At 71.1% G+C, this 18600-nt stretch carries 18 protein-coding genes and 1 tRNA gene; 8 read left to right on the top strand and 11 right to left on the bottom strand.

Annotated elements, in window-relative coordinates; all coding sequences use genetic code 11:
• Positions 1-27: 27 nt before the first annotated feature.
• Complete coding sequence (locus tag HF526_RS00920) at positions 28-1290, bottom strand: PucR family transcriptional regulator (RefSeq protein WP_338051203.1); 1263 nt, start codon at positions 1288-1290, stop codon at positions 28-30.
• Positions 1291-1391: 101 nt separating this feature from the next.
• Between HF526_RS00920 and HF526_RS00925 the strand changes: the two genes are divergently transcribed.
• Positions 1392-2174, top strand: coding sequence for a pirin family protein (locus HF526_RS00925; RefSeq protein ID WP_169379256.1), 783 nt, complete (start codon positions 1392-1394; stop codon positions 2172-2174).
• 150 nt (positions 2175-2324) lie between these two features.
• On the opposite strand, the gene HF526_RS00930 is transcribed toward HF526_RS00925, so the two are convergent.
• Positions 2325-2531 (bottom strand): cold-shock protein, encoded by a 207-nt coding sequence (locus HF526_RS00930; protein WP_075941971.1) that lies wholly within the window; start codon positions 2529-2531, stop codon positions 2325-2327.
• 288 nt (positions 2532-2819) lie between these two features.
• Positions 2820-5624, bottom strand: a complete 2805-nt coding sequence (gene aceE, locus HF526_RS00935) for a pyruvate dehydrogenase (acetyl-transferring), homodimeric type (RefSeq protein WP_169379257.1) — start codon at positions 5622-5624, stop codon at positions 2820-2822.
• 190 nt (positions 5625-5814) lie between these two features.
• Here aceE and HF526_RS00940 point away from each other — a divergent pair, with 190 nt between their 5' ends.
• The gene (locus tag HF526_RS00940; RefSeq protein ID WP_169379258.1) at positions 5815-6249 is read left to right on the top strand and encodes a DUF3052 family protein; all 435 of its coding nucleotides are present in this window, start codon (positions 5815-5817) and stop codon (positions 6247-6249) included.
• Between the two features lie 10 nt (positions 6250-6259).
• Here the strand turns inward: HF526_RS00940 and HF526_RS00945 are convergent, their stop codons facing one another.
• A complete protein-coding gene (locus tag HF526_RS00945) occupies positions 6260-7288 on the bottom strand; it encodes a cytochrome c oxidase assembly protein (RefSeq protein ID WP_169379259.1) in 1029 nt (342 codons plus the stop codon).
• Between the two features lie 170 nt (positions 7289-7458).
• On the opposite strand from HF526_RS00945, the gene HF526_RS00950 reads away from it, so the two are divergent.
• From HF526_RS00950 to HF526_RS00960, 3 genes are all read left to right on the top strand, one after another.
• Positions 7459-7923, top strand: a complete 465-nt coding sequence (locus tag HF526_RS00950) for a peroxiredoxin (protein ID WP_169379297.1) — start codon at positions 7459-7461, stop codon at positions 7921-7923.
• Between the two features lie 38 nt (positions 7924-7961).
• Positions 7962-8033 (top strand) — tRNA-Val (locus HF526_RS00955).
• A gap of 279 nt (positions 8034-8312) precedes the next feature.
• Positions 8313-8471 carry a hypothetical protein gene (locus HF526_RS00960; RefSeq protein ID WP_169379260.1) on the top strand — a complete coding sequence of 53 codons (159 nt, stop codon included), beginning with the start codon at positions 8313-8315 and terminating at the stop codon, positions 8469-8471.
• 791 nt (positions 8472-9262) lie between these two features.
• On the opposite strand, the gene HF526_RS00965 is transcribed toward HF526_RS00960, so the two are convergent.
• Positions 9263-9970 carry a LysR substrate-binding domain-containing protein gene (locus HF526_RS00965; protein WP_169379261.1) on the bottom strand — a complete coding sequence of 236 codons (708 nt, stop codon included), beginning with the start codon at positions 9968-9970 and terminating at the stop codon, positions 9263-9265.
• Positions 9971-10013: 43 nt separating this feature from the next.
• Here HF526_RS00965 and HF526_RS00970 point away from each other — a divergent pair, with 43 nt between their 5' ends.
• Positions 10014-10415 (top strand): DUF5997 family protein, encoded by a 402-nt coding sequence (locus tag HF526_RS00970; RefSeq protein WP_169379262.1) that lies wholly within the window; start codon positions 10014-10016, stop codon positions 10413-10415.
• 223 nt (positions 10416-10638) lie between these two features.
• Positions 10639-10755 (top strand): SHOCT domain-containing protein, encoded by a 117-nt coding sequence (locus HF526_RS00975; protein ID WP_169379263.1) that lies wholly within the window; start codon positions 10639-10641, stop codon positions 10753-10755.
• Here HF526_RS00975 and HF526_RS34915 read toward each other — a convergent pair.
• The 4 genes from HF526_RS34915 to HF526_RS00995 form a co-directional block, all read right to left on the bottom strand.
• Complete coding sequence (locus HF526_RS34915; RefSeq protein WP_338051205.1) at positions 10747-11031, bottom strand: transposase; 285 nt, start codon at positions 11029-11031, stop codon at positions 10747-10749. The genes HF526_RS00975 and HF526_RS34915 overlap by 9 nt on opposite strands.
• Before the next feature lie 70 nt (positions 11032-11101).
• Positions 11102-12568 carry an MFS transporter gene (locus HF526_RS00985; protein WP_169379264.1) on the bottom strand — a complete coding sequence of 489 codons (1467 nt, stop codon included), beginning with the start codon at positions 12566-12568 and terminating at the stop codon, positions 11102-11104.
• Positions 12569-12615: 47 nt separating this feature from the next.
• Entirely contained in the window at positions 12616-14454 is a 1839-nt protein-coding gene (locus HF526_RS00990) for a glycoside hydrolase family 15 protein (RefSeq protein WP_169379265.1), read from the bottom strand.
• Between the two features lie 427 nt (positions 14455-14881).
• Positions 14882-15304, bottom strand: coding sequence for a DUF7144 family membrane protein (locus HF526_RS00995; protein ID WP_169379266.1), 423 nt, complete (start codon positions 15302-15304; stop codon positions 14882-14884).
• A gap of 213 nt (positions 15305-15517) precedes the next feature.
• Here HF526_RS00995 and HF526_RS01000 point away from each other — a divergent pair, with 213 nt between their 5' ends.
• Positions 15518-16144 carry a hypothetical protein gene (locus HF526_RS01000; RefSeq protein ID WP_211176582.1) on the top strand — a complete coding sequence of 209 codons (627 nt, stop codon included), beginning with the start codon at positions 15518-15520 and terminating at the stop codon, positions 16142-16144.
• A 308-nt stretch (positions 16145-16452) separates the two neighbouring features.
• Here HF526_RS01000 and HF526_RS01005 read toward each other — a convergent pair whose 3' ends face one another.
• Together HF526_RS01005 and HF526_RS01010 are read right to left on the bottom strand one after the other, a co-directional pair.
• Positions 16453-17277 (bottom strand): hypothetical protein, encoded by an 825-nt coding sequence (locus HF526_RS01005; protein WP_169379267.1) that lies wholly within the window; start codon positions 17275-17277, stop codon positions 16453-16455.
• 330 nt (positions 17278-17607) lie between these two features.
• The gene (locus HF526_RS01010) at positions 17608-18303 is read right to left on the bottom strand and encodes an HdeD family acid-resistance protein (RefSeq protein ID WP_169379268.1); all 696 of its coding nucleotides are present in this window, start codon (positions 18301-18303) and stop codon (positions 17608-17610) included.
• Positions 18304-18600 lie beyond the last annotated feature (297 nt).

Raw genomic sequence — 18600 nt, forward strand, 5'->3', positions numbered from 1 at the left:
CAGGTATCGACGAGGCTTCGCCGCAGCTCAGAGCGTTTCGGCGGGTGTGTCGGGGCGGGCTGCAGCGGCGAGCCGGCCGGCCATGAGCGCCGTCCGCAGCACGAGCGCGTCGCGCGGATCGGTCGGCGTGCGGCCGGTGAGTTCGCTCACGCGCCGCAGTCGGTACCGCACGGTGTTGGGGTGCACGAACAGGGCGCGCGCACACGCCTCCAGCGCGCTGCCGCCCTCCAGATAGGCCGCGAGCGTCCGCAGCAGCTCGCCGCCGGCGGCGGCGAGCGGCGCAACGACACCCTCCACGAGCTGCCGGTGTGCCTCCGGGTCGCCCGACATCGCCCGCTCGGGCAGCAGGTCCTCCGCGGCGACCGGGCGCGGTGCCTCGGGCCAGCCGGGGGCGGCCCGCAGCCCGGCGAGCGCGTCGCGCGCGCTCGCGTGCGCCGAGGCCAGGTTCGCGGTCACCGGGCCGACGACGACCGGTCCGGGCCCGAAGTCGTCGACGAGCCGTCCGATCGGGTGTGGATCGTGGTCGGCGGGCGGATCGGTGCGGGTGCGGTCCGGGCGTTGCTCCGACAGCAGCACCACCAGCCGGCTGCCCTGTACCCCGACGAGCACCGAGCGGCCGATCCGGACGGCGTGCCGGCGCAGCTCGCCCAGTTGCTCGGGCGGGTTGTCCACCGGCGGGCTGCCCACCAGCACCCGCACCGCGGCGGCCGGATCCCAGCCCAGGGCGGCGGCCCGGGAGACCAGGGCGTCGTCGGCGTCGCCGCGCACCACCCCGTCGACCACCAGGGCCTCCAGCCGGGCGTCCCACGCGCCGCGGGCCTCGGCAGCGCCGGCGTAGACCGTGGCGGCGGCGAAGGCGATCTCGCGGCCGAACCGCAGCACCGCCTCGGCGAGCACCCGGTGTTCGGCCTCGTCGGCGGCCAGCGGCGGCAGCCGCTGCTCGAAGACGTCGGTGGCGATGCGGACCAGCTCCACGGTCTGGCGCAGGCTGAGCCGGCGCGCCAGATCGCGCGGGGCGATGCGGAACGCCTCGGCGGTGAGCCGGATCGTCTCCGCGGGCTCGGCCAGCCAGGCGACGAAGTTGCTGACCCCGGTCTGGGTCACCAGCAGCACTCCGGCGCGCTGGTCGGCCGAGAGCCGGTCGAACCAGGGCTGGCGTTCCTCCATCGCGGCCAGGCACGCGCTGGCCAGTCCGCCGGCGGCCAGCTCGAGGCGGCGCAACGTCGCCGGCGACACCGGGCGGACCTGGCCCGGGCCGGCCGCGGGCGCGCGGACCTCTGCTGGGGTCACGTCCGGCAGCATGGCACGCGCGCCGGGACGGGCGGGAACATCCGGTCGCCCGATGTGGTTGCGAAGACAATGAACGCGGCCCACGGACGAAAGGCCACCCGATGACGCAGGAACGCCGCCGCACGCTCACCCCGTCGATCGACGTCCGGCGGGCGAACGACCGGCCGCACACCGAGATCGAGTGGCTGGACTCGCGGCACAGCTTCTCCTTCGGCCACCACTACGACCCCGCCAACACCCACTTCGGCCTGCTGATGGTCAGCAACGACGACCGGGTGAAGGCCGGCGCCGGGTTCGAGACCCACCCGCACCGCGACATGGAGATCGTCACCTGGGTGCTGGAGGGCTCGCTGGTGCACCAGGACTCGACCGGCCACTCCGGACTGATCTACCCGGGGCTGGCGCAGCGGATGAGCGCGGGCTCGGGGATCCTGCACTCGGAGAAGAACGACTCATGGCGGCTCGACGGGGCCGCACCGAGGCACGACGACGACGTGCACTTCGTGCAGATGTGGGTCGTCCCGGACACCGAGCAGATCACGCCGGGCTACGAACAGCTCGACATCGGCGGCACGCTGGACTCCGGTGAGCTGGCCGTCGTCGCCTCGGGCATGCCGAAGCACACGGGTGACCGCGCCATCTCCATCCGGCAGGAGAACGCGGCTCTCTACGCCGCGCGACTGCGCCCCGGGAATGCGACGGCGCTGCCGAACGCGCCGCTGGTGCACCTGTTCGTCGCCCGCGGTGACGTCGAGCTGGAAGGCGCCGGTGTGCTGCACACCGGTGACGCCGCGCGGGTCACGGTCGGCGAGGGCCAGCGGGTCACCGCAGGGGCCGAGGGCGCCGAGGTGCTCGTCTGGGAGATGCACGCGACCATCGCGTGAGCAGGCTGAACCACCGTCCGTGGAACCCGGGTAGCGGCCGCGAGGGCGGCCACCCGGGATCCCGGACGACTCGTCACCACCTGCCGTTGTTCCGCCGGAGGCGGCCGGGTGGGCGGGGACGAGCGGGATGCGTTCTCCTGACGCGCCAGATCAGCCGAGGGGCGTGACCTTGGTGGCCTGCGGGCCCTTCTGGCCCTGCTCGATGTCGAACGAGACGCGCTGACCCTCATCGAGGCTCTTGTAACCGTTGGTCTGGATCGCGGAGTAGTGGACGAACACATCCGCTCCGCCACCGTCGGGAGCGAGGAAGCCGTAGCCCTTCTCGCTGTTGAACCACTTGACGGTGCCCTCTGCCATTCTTGCTCTCCTCGTACCTGGTGCCGAGGCACTCGCCCCCGGCATCGCGCCGCCTGGCCGCTACGGTCCGCGCCCGGGTCGGGACACCGTTCGCGATCACGCGAGGTCGGCGTCGGGCGGAGCGTACCGTGTGATTCGCCTCCTGCCGAGAGCCATTCACCTGTGGATCTACCGCGAAGCGGGAGGGTAGTCACGGTGAGTTATTGCACGTTGACGCCTCGGGACCGGTGGCGGACGGTGATCACGACGGGGCCGCCCCGGGGCCCGCGGGCCCCGGGGCAGGCGTCCTCAGGCGTTCCCGGAGTCGCTCGTCTGCGGCCCGGCCGCCTGCGGGTCGTCGAGCCGGTACGTGGCCGCCGCCTCCGTGACGACCGCCCGGTGGACCTCCCCGCGGGCGGCGAGCGTGCTCAGTGCGGCCACCGTGATCGCCTCGGCGTCGACGGCGAAGTGCCGCCGCACCGCGGGCCGGGTGTCCGAGAGCCCGAACCCGTCGGTTCCCAGCGTCGCGAGCGGCGCCGGCACCCACTGTCGGACCAGGTCGGGCACGGCCCGCATCCAGTCCGACACCGCGACGACGGGCGCCTCCGACCCGCTGAGCGCCTTGGTGACGAAGGGCGTGCGGGGAGCTTCGTCGGGGTGCACGAGATTGTGGTGCTCGGCCTCGACGCCGTCGCGGCGCAGCTCCCCCCACGACGTCACCGACCACACCTCGGCGCCCACGCCCCACTGCTCGGCGAGCATGTCCCGGGCCTGCAGCGCCCACGGCAGCGCGACGCCGGAGGCGAGCAACCGGACCTGCGGGCCCTCCTCGCGGGAGGTGCCCAGGTACCGGTAGAGCCCCTTGAGCAGGCCGTCGACGTCGAGGTCCTCGGGCTCGGCCGGCTGCACGTACGGCTCGTTGTAGACGGTCAGGTAGTACATGACGTTCTCGCCGGTTCCGTCCGGGCCCGACTCGCCGTACATCCGGCGCAACCCGTCGCGGACGATGTGCGCCACCTCGAAGGAGAACGCCGGGTCGTAGGCGACCACCGCCGGGTTGGTGTTGGCGAGCAGCAGCGAGTGCCCGTCGTTGTGCTGCAGGCCCTCACCGGTCAGCGTGGTCCGCCCCGCGGTGGCGCCGACGAGGAACCCGCGGGCCATCTGGTCGGCCGCGGCCCAGATCGAGTCGCCGGTGCGCTGGAAGCCGAACATCGAGTAGAAGACGTAGACCGGGATCATCGGCTCGCCGTGCGTGGCGTAGGACGTGCCCGCCGCGGTGAACGAGCCCACCGAACCGGCCTCGTTGATGCCCTCGTGCAGCAACTGGCCCTGCTCGGATTCCTTGTAGGCCAGCATCAGCGACGCGTCCACGGACGTGTACTGCTGCCCGTGCGGGTTGTAGATCTTCTGCGTCGGGAACATGGAGTCCATCCCGAACGTGCGCGCCTCGTCCGGGATGATCGGCACGAACCGGCCGCCGATCTCCGGGTCCTTGACCAGTTCGCGCAGCAGCCGGACGAAGGCCATCGTGGTGGCGACCTCCTGCTTGCCCGAGCCGCGGCGGACCACGTCGTAGACCTTGTCCCCGGGCAGCACCAGCGGCTTGGAGCGGACGCGGCGCTGCGGCACGGGGCCGCCCAGCGCGCGGCGGCGCTCGAGCATGTACTGGATCTCGGGCGCGTCCTCGCCGGGGTGGTAGTACGGAGGCAGGTACGGGTCGCGCTCGAGGTCGGCGTCGGAGATCGGGATGCGCTGCTCGTCGCGGAACTGCTTGAGGTCGTCCAGCGAGAGCTTCTTCATCTGGTGGGTGGCGTTGCGCCCGGCGAAGTGCGATCCCAGGCCGTAGCCCTTGATGGTCTTGGCCAGGATCACCGTCGGCTGGCCGTGGTGCTCCAGCGCGGCGGCGTAGGCGGCGTAGACCTTGCGGTAGTCGTGCCCGCCGCGCTTGAGGCCCCAGATCTGGTCGTCGGTCAGCGGCTTGACCAGCTCCTTGGTCCGCGGGTCACGGCCGAAGAAGTGCTCGCGGACGAAAGCCCCGTCGTTGGCCTTGTAGGTCTGGTAGTCACCATCCGGCGTGGTGTTCATGAGGTTGATCAGGGCGCCGTCGCGGTCGGCGTGCAGCAGGGCGTCCCACTCCCGGCCCCAGATCACCTTGATCACGTTCCAGCCGGCGCCCCGGAAGAACGCCTCCAGCTCCTGGATGATCTTCCCGTTGCCGCGGACCGGGCCGTCGAGGCGCTGGAGGTTGCAGTTGACGACGAAGGTCAGGTTGTCCAGGCCCTCGGTGGCCGCGACGTGGATGAGCCCGCGGGACTCCGGCTCGTCCATCTCGCCGTCGCCCAGGAACGCCCAGACGTGCTGGTCGGACGTGTCGGAGAAGCCGCGTGCACCCAGGTACCGGTTGAACCGGGCCTGCATGATCGCGTTCATCGGGCCGAGCCCCATCGAGACCGTGGGGAACTCCCAGAAGTCGGGCATCAGCCGCGGGTGCGGGTAGGACGGCAGCCCGTGACCGGGACCACCGTGGCTGAGCTCCTGGCGGAACCCGTCGAGGCGGTCCTCGGTCAGCCGGCCCTCCAGGTAGGCGCGGGCGTAGATGCCGGGGGAGGCGTGCCCCTGGATGTAGACCTGGTCGCCGCCGCCGGGGTGGTCCTTGCCGCGGAAGAAGTGGTTGAACCCGACCTCGTAGAGCGTCGCCGACGACGCGTAGCTCGAGATGTGCCCACCGACTCCGATGCCGGGGCGCTGCGCCCGGTGCACGGTCATCGCGGCGTTCCACCGGATCCATCGGCGGTAGGCGCGCTCGGCTTCCTCGTCACCGGGGAACCACGGCTCCCGGTCGGTGGGGATGGTGTTCACGTAATCCGTGCTGGTCAGGGACGGCACCCCGACGTGGCGCTCACGGGCGCGCTGGAGCATCCGGAGCATCAGGTAACGGGCGCGCTGCTGTCCGGCAGCGTCGAGGACCGCATCGAAGGAGTCCAGCCACTCGGCGGTCTCTTCCGGGTCGATGTCCGGAAGGTGCGCGGCGAGGCCGTCCCGGATGACGTGTACGCGGCGCGGCGGGGCGTCTCCCGTCCGCGCGGCGGAGATGTTGCTGGTGGGCCCGGTCAAGGGGATCTCCCTGCGTGGCTGATCGTGTGGTCGTGTTCGGACTGTCTGGGTGTGCCCCTATCGTGCCCCTCGTCGCGTGATCTCGAAACGGCGGTTGCGCAGTGCTGCGTCGCCATGTTCGGATTCCGCATCCGAACAGGCCGCGGGCCAGCCAGCTCGCGGAACACACAGAGCGAAAAGGGGTACACGCGTGGTCGCCGCGGATGATGCCGGACGGTCGTCCGACATCGCGGGCAAGCTCGGCATCGAGCCGGGCATGGTCGTCCAGGAACTCGGTTGGGACTCCGACGTCGACGAGGCGGTGCGTGACGCCGTCGAGGAACGCTGCGGGGACGAGCTGCTCGACGAGGATGCCGTCGACGTCATCGATGTCGTGTTGTTGTGGTTCCGGGAGGGGGACGGCGACCTGGTCGACGCCCTCGTGGACGCCCGTGGGCCGCTCGCGGACAACGGGGTGGTGTGGGTGCTGACACCCAAGACCGGCCGCCCCGGTCACCTCGAGCCCAGCGAGATCGCGGAGGCCGCGCCGACCGCGGGCCTCTCGCAGACCTCGAACGTGAGCGTGACCGATGAGTGGGCCGGGGCCCGGCTGGTCGCGCCGAAGCAGGGCAAGTCCAAGCGCTGAGCCGAGGTCATCAGGGACGCCGGCGGAATCGTTCCGACAGCTCGGGGTGGTCCTCCCACCACAGTCGGGGGCGGGGTTGCTCCGCCGGTTCCGCCGGCGCGTCCTGGTCTGCCTGCTCGCCCGGGCCGGCCGGGGGCGCGGCCGTCGCGGCCGGCATCGCGGTGGCGTGCGCCGCTTCCGCGGCGTCGAGTTCGGCGTCGACCCGGGCGGCCTCCCGCTCGTCCTCGCGCAACATCCGCAGCATGATCGCGCCGAGGAACGGCAGGCCGGCCAGGTCGCCGCCGATCCACAGCACCCCGGCGCCGATCACCTGGTCCACCCGCAGGCTCGGACCCCAGGTACGGGCCAGTTCGACGTAGTAGTCCGGCGCGATCAGCGGGCCCAGCCACAAGGTCAACCCCAGCGCGCCGTCGGAGACCACCTCGAGCAGCGTGATCCCGACGGTGACGAGGTAGGCGTCGGTGCGGGGCGTCGGGTCGATCCGCAGCCGGGTCCAGAAGTACACGAACCCGCAGCCGAGCAGGCCCAGCCCGACCAGCGCCGCCGCCACGCCGTTGCGCAGTGACTGCTCGTAGAGCGGGGTCAGGTACACCACGAACAGCGGTGCGATCAGCACCACGGTGACGACCACCGGGAAGGTGGCGAGGTACGCGATCCGGCTGCGCCGGATCGCGCCGAGGCGGGCGCGCGGTCCCGGCGGCAGGAGGTCGCGCAGCAGGGTGACCGGGGCACCCATGGCGAGGAACATCGGAGCCACCATGAGCAGCACGATGTTCTGCAGCGCGCGGGTCCAGAACAGCGTGTCCGCGTAAACGCCGACGAACGTCACAGTGACCAGCAGGATCGAGCCCAGGCCGCCGGCCAGGAACGCCGTCGTGCGGGCCCGCGGCCAGGCCCCGCCGCGGCGGCGCAGCCCAGCCAGGTAGCCCCCGCCCGCCGCGATCACCGCGACGAGCACGCCGGGGTTCGGCGTCCAGGACGTGAACGCGCGCAGCAGGGTGAGCGGCGGCGGCGCGGTGGTGGCGAGTGCCGCGATCATCGGGTCGGTGGGGTCGAGCGCACGGGGCAGAGGGTCCCCCTCGATCCTGAGAACAACCTGTGTGACACCGACCTGTGGGGGTGCCGGTGCCGGTGGCCTAGGCTCGTCGCTGTTGCCGCCGACTGTCCGAGTCCGGCGGAGGAGTCCGTATGCCGAGGAGAGAGCTGCTCATGGCGCCCCAGGTGGGAACCGAAGCCCCCGACTTCACGCTCAAGGACCAGAACAACCAGGAGGTGACGCTGTCGTCCTTCCGGGGCGACCGCGCCGTACTGGTCGTGTTCTACCCGTTCGCGTTCTCCGGCATCTGCACCGGCGAGCTCTGCGCGGTGCGTGACGACCTCTCGAGCTTCCAGAACGACGACGTGCAGATCCTGGCCGTGTCGGTGGACCACCCGTTCACCCTGAAGGCCTGGTCGGACGCGCAGAGCTACGAGTTCCCGCTGCTGGCCGACTTCTGGCCGCACGGCCAGGTGGCCGAGCAGTACGGGGTCTTCAACGCAGAGAAGGGCTTCGCGCTGCGTGGCACCTTCCTGGTCGACAAGGACGGCATCGTGAAGTTCGCCGAGGTCAACGGCCCCGGCGAGGCGCGCGAGCAGGACGGCTGGAAGAAGGCTGTGGCCGCGCTGTCGGCCTGATCATCCTGGCCGGATCCGCGCGAGCGGGTCCGGCCGCGGGGCGCGTAGCTCAGCGGGAGAGCACTCGGCTTACACCCGAGCGGTCGCAGGTTCGAACCCTGCCGCGCCCACGTCCTGACCTGTGGAAACCTCGCAGCGGCCTCTGTGGATGTTCAATCCGTTTGTCTCCACGCGCCTCTGTTTCGCACCACGCGAATATCAAACGACACCCTCGCTGCACATCGGGGTGGCTGGCGTGGTCGGGGTGAACGTGGGTGGACGCTGACCGCCTTGCGAAGACTTCTGAAAAAGTTCCGAATGAGCGGGCGTGACGACCGAGGTGCAGTGGAGCGAGTTGCAGCGCGACCCTAAAGGGTGTCGCGGCACTGGCCGATCAGGGCGATGTTCGCGTGCGACGTCGGGACGGTGTTTCGCTGCTGCTGGTACGTGAGGACTCCGCTACCTCGGCAGCTGATGGCGCGGTGGCCGCGGCGCGGGCGCTGCGCAACGCGCTCGCCCACCTGCCTGGTGAGGCGGCGGCGGAGGTCCTCGTCGAGGAGTTCCCGTGAGCTGACCTGCTGCCCGCTGCGGAGTGGCTCCAGTTCGTCTCGGACTTCGTGCGGGCGGTGGGTGCGTCGGCGGAGTTGGGCCGGTGGTCGGTGTTGGCGCAGGTCCTGGTGGAGTGGAAGGCGACCGCGGCAGTGCACACCGATCCCGCGCTCGTGGCCGAGTTGTCGCGACCGCTGGAGGATGATCTCGGTCCGGTGCCGGCGCCGACTGGGTCCTGAGCGATGCCTGCCAAGCGTGGGGATCGGGTCGCGCCGCCTGCTCGGCCGCCTGCGGGGTCAGCTCGCCGAGCGTCAGATCGGTGGACGGACATTGCCGCAGTGGCAGTACGAGGTGACCGCGGGTGGTCGGATCTGGTATTGCCCGGACGGGCAGCGACGGGTCGTGTGGGTCGTCGCGGCGAGTCCGTCGCATCCGAAGGCCACCGAGTAGGAGATCGAGTTCGCCCGCGGCAGGGTGGTGCGAGCCGGTAGACCGGTCAGTCCTTGTGGGGGTGCCCAGCTAGAACCCGATTTCGTCGACTGCGGCGTCGAGTTGGGCCGCCTCGTCGAGCTGCCACGGTCCGGAGACACCTGTGAGCAGGTCGTCCCACGATGCGGCGGACGTGCACGGATGGACCTGCAGAGCACGGTGGACACGCCGATCGGAATTCTCGTAATGCGTGGGTCATGGTCGGACGTCAGCAGCCGATCAGCCAGCCGCCGATGACGGCCGGCCGATCATCCCGGTCGACGCGATGGCGGACGCGCTGTCTTCACCGCCGAGGGCTGCGTGGCCGGGTCGGTGGGTGAACTCAACGACGGTGCGTACCGCGCCGGGCGGGAGGGCGCCGGGCACCGCTCTTCTTCGTGGCGGCGGGTCTGCCCGATGCCGGGGTTCCGTCCCCGCGGGGGGTGCGTGAGCTGTTGACCGTGCGCCCGCGGACGATCCCGATGAACTCTTCCATCAGCTCGGTGTTCTCCGCGTCCGGCCAGACGAGACCGACGCCCGACCCCGGCGCGTCGGTCAGCGGTCGGTAGGCGAGGTCCCGGCGGTGGTGGAGGCGGGCCAGCGACTGGGGGACGACCAGTAGGCCGACGCCCGCGGCGACGAACTCGATCGCCGCGGCCGTCGTCGCGGGGGCGAACGCCGCGGACCGCCCCGGCCGGTCACCGGGCCAGGCGAGTGTGTCGTCCTGCGGGCGGAGGACGATCTCGTCGGCCAGGTCCGCGACCGTGGCCTCCTCGGTCGCGGTGAGGACGTGTTCCTTCGGGACGACGGCCACGGTGGTCTCGGTGTAGAGCGGGATCGTGTGGAGCCCGGTCCGGTCGATCGGCAGCCGGACCACGGCGGCGTCCACGGCGCCGGTCCGGATCAGCTCCACCGCCTCGTCCGTGGTCGCCGTGACCAGCTCCAGGGGGACGTGCGGACGGCGCTCGGCCCAGATCCGCACCCACTTGCCCGGCGTGACGCCTGGGACGTAGCCGAGCCTGAAGACTGCGGTGTCGCCCGGCTCGGTCACCGGCCCAGGCTATCGCCTGGTCCGGCCCCGATACCCTGGGCATATGACGCGGCAGAGGTCGACCCAGACGATGAAGCCCGCGACGGCGGCGAAAAAGCTCGGCGTGCACCTCGACGCGACGCCCGACGAGTTCCGGGCCGGGGTGGTCTCGCGCGACGAGCTCGACGCCCTGCAGGCCGATCCGCCCGAGTGGTTGCGCGAGCTGCGACGCAACGGCCCGCATCCCCGCCAGGTCGTCGCGGACCGACTGGGAGTGTCGATCTCCGGGCTGGCCCGCGCCGAGATCACCGAGCCGCTGACCACCGCCCAGATCGCGGCGTTGAAGGAGGAGCAGCCGGAGTGGCTGCGCCGCGAGCGCAACACCCGGGCCGAGGCGCAGCGCGCGGAGGCCCGACTGCGGGCCCAGCGGTCCGGGAGGCGTCCCGACGATCCGGTCGGGGGATGAGCGGGGCCCTTTCGGCGTCGGTCACCCGCAAGGCAGTGTGGCCACGAAGCATCGGCGGTGGCACGGACCGCCGATCACGCCTCGGGCAGCAGACCAACCAAGCGGTCACCGACGAGAACAGCGTCGTGTTCTGGACCGCGCAGCAACAAGCTTTCGAATGGCTCCGCGACGCAGTCGAGAACGCCGTGCGTGCAGTCGCGATTGGCCCGCACCGTCGGCCGCTGTGGCACCGGATCCAGTCGCCCAGCTCCGCCAGCTCGCGAAGCTTCACCGCGCCGGCGCGCTCACCGACCACGAGTTCGCACAGGCCAAGCAGTCGCTGCTCAGCCGCCTACGCTAGCCGAGGTCGGGCATCGAACCGCCCGGCCGCTGCAGCGCCGTGTGGAGCCATTCGTGGTGCGAACTGTCGTTGAACAGCGTGGTTGAGGACCGATGCCCGGGTCGAAGGGGAGACCCCGGCTGCGGCGGCCAGCGCGTCGTCGGTGGGGAATCGTCCACGGGCGTCGCCGATCTCGGCGAGCAGGGTTGCGGCGTGAACGGTGCGGATCGGGGCAGTTTGGTGAACACCGTGGCGTCGGCCCTGCGTGCGGGCCGGGTTCGCCGTCGAGAAGGCGATCCTTGCACGCCCGCGCGGGGAGCCGTAGGGCCGTGGCCGGCACGGACCGCCTTTTCACGACCGTCCAAGCTCAGGCGGGCGCCGGCTCTTCGCTGCGCGCCTCGCGGGGGAGCAGCACCGCGGCGACCCAGCCGACCAGGGCGAAAGCCCCCACCACGACGACCGAGATGCCGTACTGGACAGCGCTGGCGGCGGCGGCCACCATCACCGAGCCGGCGATCGCCACGCCCAGGGACGAGCCCAGGTTGGAGACGCTGCGGGACACGCCGGAGATGTCGCCCTGCGCCGCCTCCGGCCAGGCCGACTGGACGACGTTAACCGACGCGGTGAGCATGGTGCCGAGGCCGAAGCCCATGACGAACAGGCCGGGCCAGAACGTCCAGTCGGCGGTGTGGCGCCAGGCTGTCAGGCCGAGGATCAGCGCGATCCCGGCCACGGTGAGCGTGAACCCGACCCGGACGAGCAGCCGCTGCGAGTGCCGGCCGGCCATGCGCTGGGCGCCGGCCGAGGCGAGCAGGATCCCGATGGTGGCCGGGATCAGCATCAGCCCGGTGCTGATCGGGGAGAGCCCGCGTTCCTGCTGCAGGTAGACCGAGATGACGAAGAACGAGCCTTGCATGACCAGCCACTGCATGTTCTGGGTGACGAGCCCGAGGTTCGACGTCCGGTTCTGGAACAGCCGGATCGACACCAGTGGCGTGCGGCCGTTCCGTTCCCGGTTGTGCACGTGCAGGATGAACAGCGCGAGGAAGACGAGCCCGATGCCGACGAGGATCCACACCGGCGAGACCCCGCCCTGGGCGATCAGGACGGTGCTCCCGATCGTGACGTCCTTCTTCGCCCTGACCCAGCCGTAGGTGCCGGTCTGCAGGACGCCGAAGACCACGAAGAACAGGCCGATCGCCGAGAACACCGCCCCGAGGACGTCGAACTGCGGCCGCTCGGCGGGCAGCGGCGGGTCCTGTACGCGCCGGGCCAGCCAGATGATCGCGATCACGACCAGTGCCTGGAGGCCGAACGACGCCCGCCAGCTGATGTAGCTGGTGATGAGGCCGCCGATGAGCGGGCCGGCCGCCGCCCCGAGACCGGCCGAGCCGCTCACCACGCCGAACCAGCGGGCCCGGGTCTTCAGGTCGTCGAAGAGCACCGTGATGAGGATGTAGATGGGTGGGATCAGCAGCGCCGAACCCACGCCCTGCAGCAGCGAGTAGCCGACCACCAGCAGCGGCAGGCCCTGGGCGAGGAGAGCCAGCAGCGCACCGGCGCCGTAGACGACCAGCCCGGCGACGAAGCAGACCTTGCGGCCGAGCAGGTCGGTGAGCTTGCTGCCGGGGATCATCAGCGCCGCCATCGTCAAGGTGAACAGCGTGATGGCGGTCTGGATCCCGGTGATTGACGTCCCGAGCTCCGTGGCGATCGTGGTGATCGCCACATTCATGTTGGACGCGGCGTAGCTGCAGATGAACTGGGCCAGCGCCAGCGGCAGGACCGCGGCTCTCGCCGAGGACGCTGCGAGGCCGCGGCTCGTCGAGGTCATGGCTGCCTTCGGACGGGGCGGACGGGTGGGGAGAGCGGACGGGAAGGTCAGGCCTTTGCCCGCGCCCGCGCGTCGAGTGCGGCGTCGAGGGTGAGGGCGGCGTCGATGAGCGCCAGGTGGGTGAAGGCCTGCGGGAAGTTGCCGATCTGCTCGCCGGTCAGGGCGATCTCCTCGGAGTACAGCCCGACGTGGTTGGCGTAGGTGAACATCTTCTCGAGGGCCCTGCGGGCGTCCTGGAGCCGGCCGGCCCGGGTGAGGGCGTCGACGTAGGCGAACGTGCACAGCGAGAAGGTGCCCTCGGAGCCGCGCAGCCCGTCCGGGGAGGCCTCCGGGTCGTAGCGGTAGACCAGGCTGTCGGTGACCAGCTCCTCGTCCATGGCCCGTAGCGTCGACAGCCACTGCGGGTCGCGGCCGTCGATGAAACCGACGGTGGGCATCCGCAGCAGCGCCGAATCGAGGACCTCGGTGTCGTAGTGCTGGACGAACGCGCGCCGCTTGTCGGAGAAGCCGCGCTCCATGACCTGCCGGTAGATCTGGTCGCGCTCCACCGTCCAGCGCTCGACGTCTGCGGGCAGGCCGTGCTGCGTGGCCAGCCGGACCCCGCGGTCGAAGGCCACCCAGCTCATCAGTCGGCCGTAGGTGAATGGCTTCCGGCCGCCGCGGGTCTCCCAGATGCCCTCCTCGGGCTGGTCCCAGTGCTCCACCAGCCAGTCGAGCATGCCGCAGATGGCCTTCCAGCCTCGGTAGGGCAGCGGCAGGCCGGCTCGGACGCCGGCGTAGATGCTGTCCAGCGCCTCACCGTAGATGTCGAGCTGGAGCTGCTCGGCGGCGCCGTTGCCGATACGGACCGGGGCCGAGCCGCGGTAGCCGCCCCACTGGTCCAGGGTGTCCTCCTTGAGGTCGGAGGAGCCGTCGATGCGGTACATGATGTTGAGTGGGCCGCTGTCGCTGCCCATCCGTTCCCGGATCCGGTCGCCCAGCCAGGAGCCGAACTGGCCGGCCTCGTCGACCATCCCCAGGCGGATCAAGGCGTGCACTGAGAAGGATGCGTCCCGCACCCAGGTGTAGCGGTAGTCCCAGTTGCGCTCGCCGCCGACCTGCTCGGGCAGTGCCGCGGTCGGCGCGGCCACGATTCCCCCGGTGGGGGCGTAGGTCATCAGCTTCAGCGTGATCGCCGAGCGGTTGATCATCTCCCGCCACCGGCCGGTGTAGGTCGAGTTCGCCAGCCACGACTCCCAGTAGCGCTGCGTCTCATCGACCAGCCGCTTGATCTCCGCGACCCGGATCTGTCGCGGGGGACCGTCGGCGTCGGACTCGAGGACGACCCCGCGCAGCTCGCCGGCCGAGAGCTCCAGCGTCGCGTGCAGGTCGCCGTCCTCGACGCCGCTGCGGGCCCGTGCCTCTTCACCGGTCTCGTAGACCCGGTGCAGGGTCAGCGTGGTGCCGTTCGCGGAGAACACGGCGCCGTTCTCCGTGACCTCGGCCCGGTGCGGTTGCCGTCCGTAGTCGAACCGGGGCGCCACCTCGACCTCGAAGCTCATCCGCCCGCGGACGCACTGGACGATGCGGACGATCCGGTGGCTGTCGGTGGCCGCGTCGCCGGCCGGGGGCATGAAGTCGACGACCTGGCCGAGGCCTTCGGCGGTGAAGAAGCGGGTCACCAGCACGGCGGTGTCCGGCAGGTACATCTGCTTGGCGGTGAACGCGGTGCCCGTGGGCCGGATCCGGAAGCGGCCGCCCTTTCCGTCGTCGAGCAGGGCGGCGAAGACGCTCGGGGAGTCGAAGCGGGGGCAGCAGAACCAGTCGATCGACCCGTCGGTCGTCACGAGTGCGGTGGTCTGCAGGTCGCCGATCATCCCGTGGTCGGCGATGGCGGTCTCGGTCATGAGGCTCCTCCCGGGAATGATGTGCCCACCATGACCTGGTCGGGGGGAGCACTGCCTCACCTGGGGCGGGTGACGGCGCCCCGCGGGCCGGGCGGAGCGGGCGGCGGTCTGCGTGGTCGGCCTCGGTGGCTTCGTCCGCGACCATGCAGCGCGGCGCGGTCGTGCGGAATCGTGGTGGGCGCGCTCGTGCCGCCGTCCTGCCCCGAATCCGCGAATAGCCCGCGGACTGATCTTCACCTTTGTCGGATGATCTTGCGGGCTGGGTCGGTGTTGTGCGCGGGTCGACGACCCGAGTCGTCGTCTCGGGTGTGCGTGTTCGAGTGAATTCGGGGCCGGGTGGCTGTGGTCAGGACGTGGCGGGCAGTGCGCGGATGCGGGTGAGGACCTCGGCGAGTAGGTGGTAGCCGGGTGGCAGCTCGGCTGCCGGTCAGACCGTCTCCCGCTGCTCGCGGACCAGCGCCAAGATGACCACGACGTCGAGCGCGATGATCACCAGAGACCAGATCGGGTAGTGCGGGGTGAACAGGAAGTTGGCGATGATGCTCAGCGAGGCGAGCACGATGCCGACGACCCGGGCCCAGGTCTGGCCCTGCAGGACCCCGATCCCGGTCAGCGCGAGCGCCGCACCGAAGATCAGGTGGAACCAGCCCCAGCCGGTGAGGTCGAAGGCGTAGATGTAGTTCGGCGTGGCCACGTAGACCTGATCGCGGAACAGCGCGGAGATGCCGGCCAGTGCCTGACAGATACCGGTCACCAGCAGGACCGCGCCGGCGAACATCGCGAACCCGGTCGACCAGGCCGTGGTCCCCCGCCCGGCCGCCGCGGGTGGGTGGGTGCTCGTATCACTCATGGTGGGTTTCCTCCTCCAGCCGTGGACGGGTCCACGGTGAGCGTCCCGGGGCCGTGACGCCTCGCCCGCTGGGTGTGACTTCGGTGTCCAGTGGGGACATCGGCGAGTGGAGGCGGCCGGGTCCACCGGCCGCACCCACGGCCGGAGTGGCCCTGCTCCGGGTGGCCGTCGTGGCTGGCAGCCCCGGCTGGGCCGGCCTCGGAGGAGGTTCGGATGATGCAGCATCAGGCGTCGTACCTGATCGTGGCCGCCGTCGTATTCGGGGTGAACCTCATGCCGGCCTTCGGGCCACCGACCTGGGCGGTCCTGGTGTTCTACCGGTTCAACGGGCACCTCGCCGTGGTGCCGCTGGTGCTCATCGGTGCGATGGCGGCCGCGGCGGGGCGCCTTGTGCTCGCCATCGCGTTCAGGCATCTGCGGGGGCACGTCCCGGCCCGGCAGACCGCGAACCTGGAGGCCGCGGGCAAGGTCCTGAGCCGGACCCGCACGCGCTCGTTCGCCGGGCTGGCCCTGTTCGCCTTCGCGCCGGTGGGGTCCGCCCAGCTTTTCGAGGCGGCCGGGCTCACCGGGGTCGCTCTCGGCCCGTTGACCGCCGCGTTCTTCGTCGGTCGGCTCGTCAGTTACGGCCTCGCTGTGGGTGGTGCGAGCGCGGCGGCGAACACCAGTGTCGGGCAGCTGGTGATGTCCTCGTTCAGATCACCGTGGGGCATCGCGGTACAAGTGCTCCTGCTCGCTGCGCTGGTGGGGCTCACCCGCATCGACTGGATCGGGATACTCCAGCGCTACGAGGACCGGCGCAACACCGCAGCCACCGACCCGCCGGTCGGCGACGACGGATGAGCCACCGGCCGTGGCACTCGCGGCACGTCGGCGAATCGCTGGCTGCAGTGTCGTCACCAGCATTACGAGGGCACGGGCGGTTGCGCTCACCGCGCTACCAGCACCAACGGCGCCGCCGAGAGCGCGGATGGCACGCAGCGAAGTGCCGGAACGCACGACCGGCCGCGCCGCGTGGTCGTGCATCAGTTCACCCCGCCGGATCAACGGTATGCACCGGCGGATCACCGAGACCGTCAGCGAATCACCGAGATCGTCGACGGGCTGCTCGACCCCGCACGCCGCGACCGACCAGCGCCTTGGCACCCGGGTCACGCGTGCGTCCGGCGCGCGTCGCGCAGCACTCGCCGTGCCTGCGTCCCAGCGGCGCTGAGCGCGTCATCGGCCGCGCCGATCTCGGCCTGGACCTCGGCGAGCCGGCGCCTGGTCACCCGTCCCCCGAGAGGGCCGAGCCCGCGGTCCAGGACGTCGGTGTCGGTCTCCACCACGGCGGCGATGACCGCCGTCCTCCCGGGCGGGATCGCTCGGGCGAGGTGCTCGAGCGCGAGTTCGTCGCGCGGCGGCTCGGCCATCGCCCCGGCCAGAACCACGAGCGAGTTGCCGAACAGAAGCGTGTCGAGGGGCCCGGCGAGGATGGTGAGGAGGGTGGCGAGCCGGGGGTGGCGCTCGGCCAGGGTGCCCTCTGTCTCCACGTCGCCCACGTGGTCTTGGATCCGGATCCGGCCATCGCCGCACCGGTGGACGACAGCGGCGCCCCGGAGATCGAACGCGCCCTCGGATGCGAGCCGGGTCAGCGTCTCGAGGGCCTGCGAGGCCGTCGCCGCTTCGTCGAGGGTGATGACCAGTACGTTCTCCTCAGTCAACGCCATGCCCTCCCCGTTCCTGGCGGGTCGCGCGCCGACACTCGCAGCACCGTATGCCGATGAGCACACAACGCTGTGCGCCAGCAGCACGCCCCACGCCATCAGTGTGCCTGCGGCGGCGCGTTGCCAGGGCAGGAACCGCAGCACACCCGTCCCCTGTACTGGTTGGCGTCGCAGCGCCCGCAGATGGCGGCGCTGGTCACGGGGGCTCACGCGGTATCCGGCGGTCATCGCCAGACGGCTTGCCGTGGAGGGCGTCGGCGTGATCGTCAACTACCACGCCGATCGCCGGATTGCCGCAAAGATCATCCTCGACGCCGTCGGGCTCAGCAAGGTCCGGGCGTCAAGCTCGTCACCGAACGGAGCAGCGCAAAGACGTTCTGCATGCTCGGCCTGGACCGAGCAGCCGGCCGCGTTCCGGTCGATCCGAGCCAGTGACCGGCCGGGGCCGCGCCCGGCCTCGAGCCTCCGGAATCGCCGCCTCGGCCCCCATCAGCTGACACAGGTTCACCCTCGGCCGCGGCGCTCCCGGCGAGTGGCGGCTGAGTCCGGGTCAGCCGACCTGTCGAGAAGACGGGCTCGGCACGGAAGTCGCTGCTGAGGTCACGAGCGGGGCTGCTTGTCCGGCTGCGCCTGCGCCGGTGCACGGCGTTCCTCGGCGGGGATGGGCGGCGGCGCGCCGACGCCTACCGGTTCCCGGTCTTGCGCCCGTTGCCCCAGCCGGCGGAGCTCGAAGGCCAGCACGATGTCGGAGATCCCTCGGAAGATGGCCATGAATCCCACCCAGAGCAGGATGAAGGCCGCGCGGCCGGCCAGGTCCCACACCCGGTCGGAGGTGGAGACCCACAGGGCGAGCAGGACGATCAACACCCCGCAGGTCAGCCCCAGCCACCAGTAGGGGCTCTCGTCGCGCAGCGCGAGGCTGCGGGCGATGTAGAAGACCCCTTGCAGGAACAGCAGCAGGCCCAGCGTCGAGGCCAGGGCGAAGAAGGTGTTGATCGGCCGGACGAACGACCACAACGCGCCCAGCAGGAACAGCACGGCGAGCGTGTAGTGCACGACCTTCCAGCCGCCGATCATGATGCCGCCCAGGGCTCCCTCGGTGACCGCAGCGACGAGGAAGACCACGCCGACGAGAACGCCGACGGTTGCCAGCGAGGTGACGTTCGCGCGCAGCACCAGCCAGGCGATGAGGAACCAGATGATCCCGGCCACGAGGGGCGCCCACCACCACCGGGCCGCCTCCCGTTGCAGCAAGTGCCCAGCGAGACCCCGTGGTTGCGGAATGTCTGTCTGCATGTCGTCCCTCCTTGTCTGTATCGGCGTCTGTATCGGCACGGACAGCCCCCGTCTCGGCGGGACCGGGTGAGCGCTTCGCCCCCTGCCGGGGAGAGCGCGAGTGCCATCCTCGGGCCCGGTGGCCGGGATGGAGGACGGACTTTCGTCCCGCCTGCGCCCGCGAAGGTCAGCACTTCGCACTCGTCTTCGGTCGATCTCGGCGCCGTGCTCGTAGCCGGGTCGATCGTGTCGGCCGCCTGGCGGCGGCGACTCCATGAGGTGCGCGGTGTACCGCAGATCCGCCGGCACTCCGGAGCC

The organism is Pseudonocardia acidicola (genome assembly GCF_012911935.1).
In the GTDB taxonomy this organism is placed as follows: Bacteria; Actinomycetota; Actinomycetes; order Mycobacteriales; family Pseudonocardiaceae; genus Pseudonocardia; species Pseudonocardia acidicola.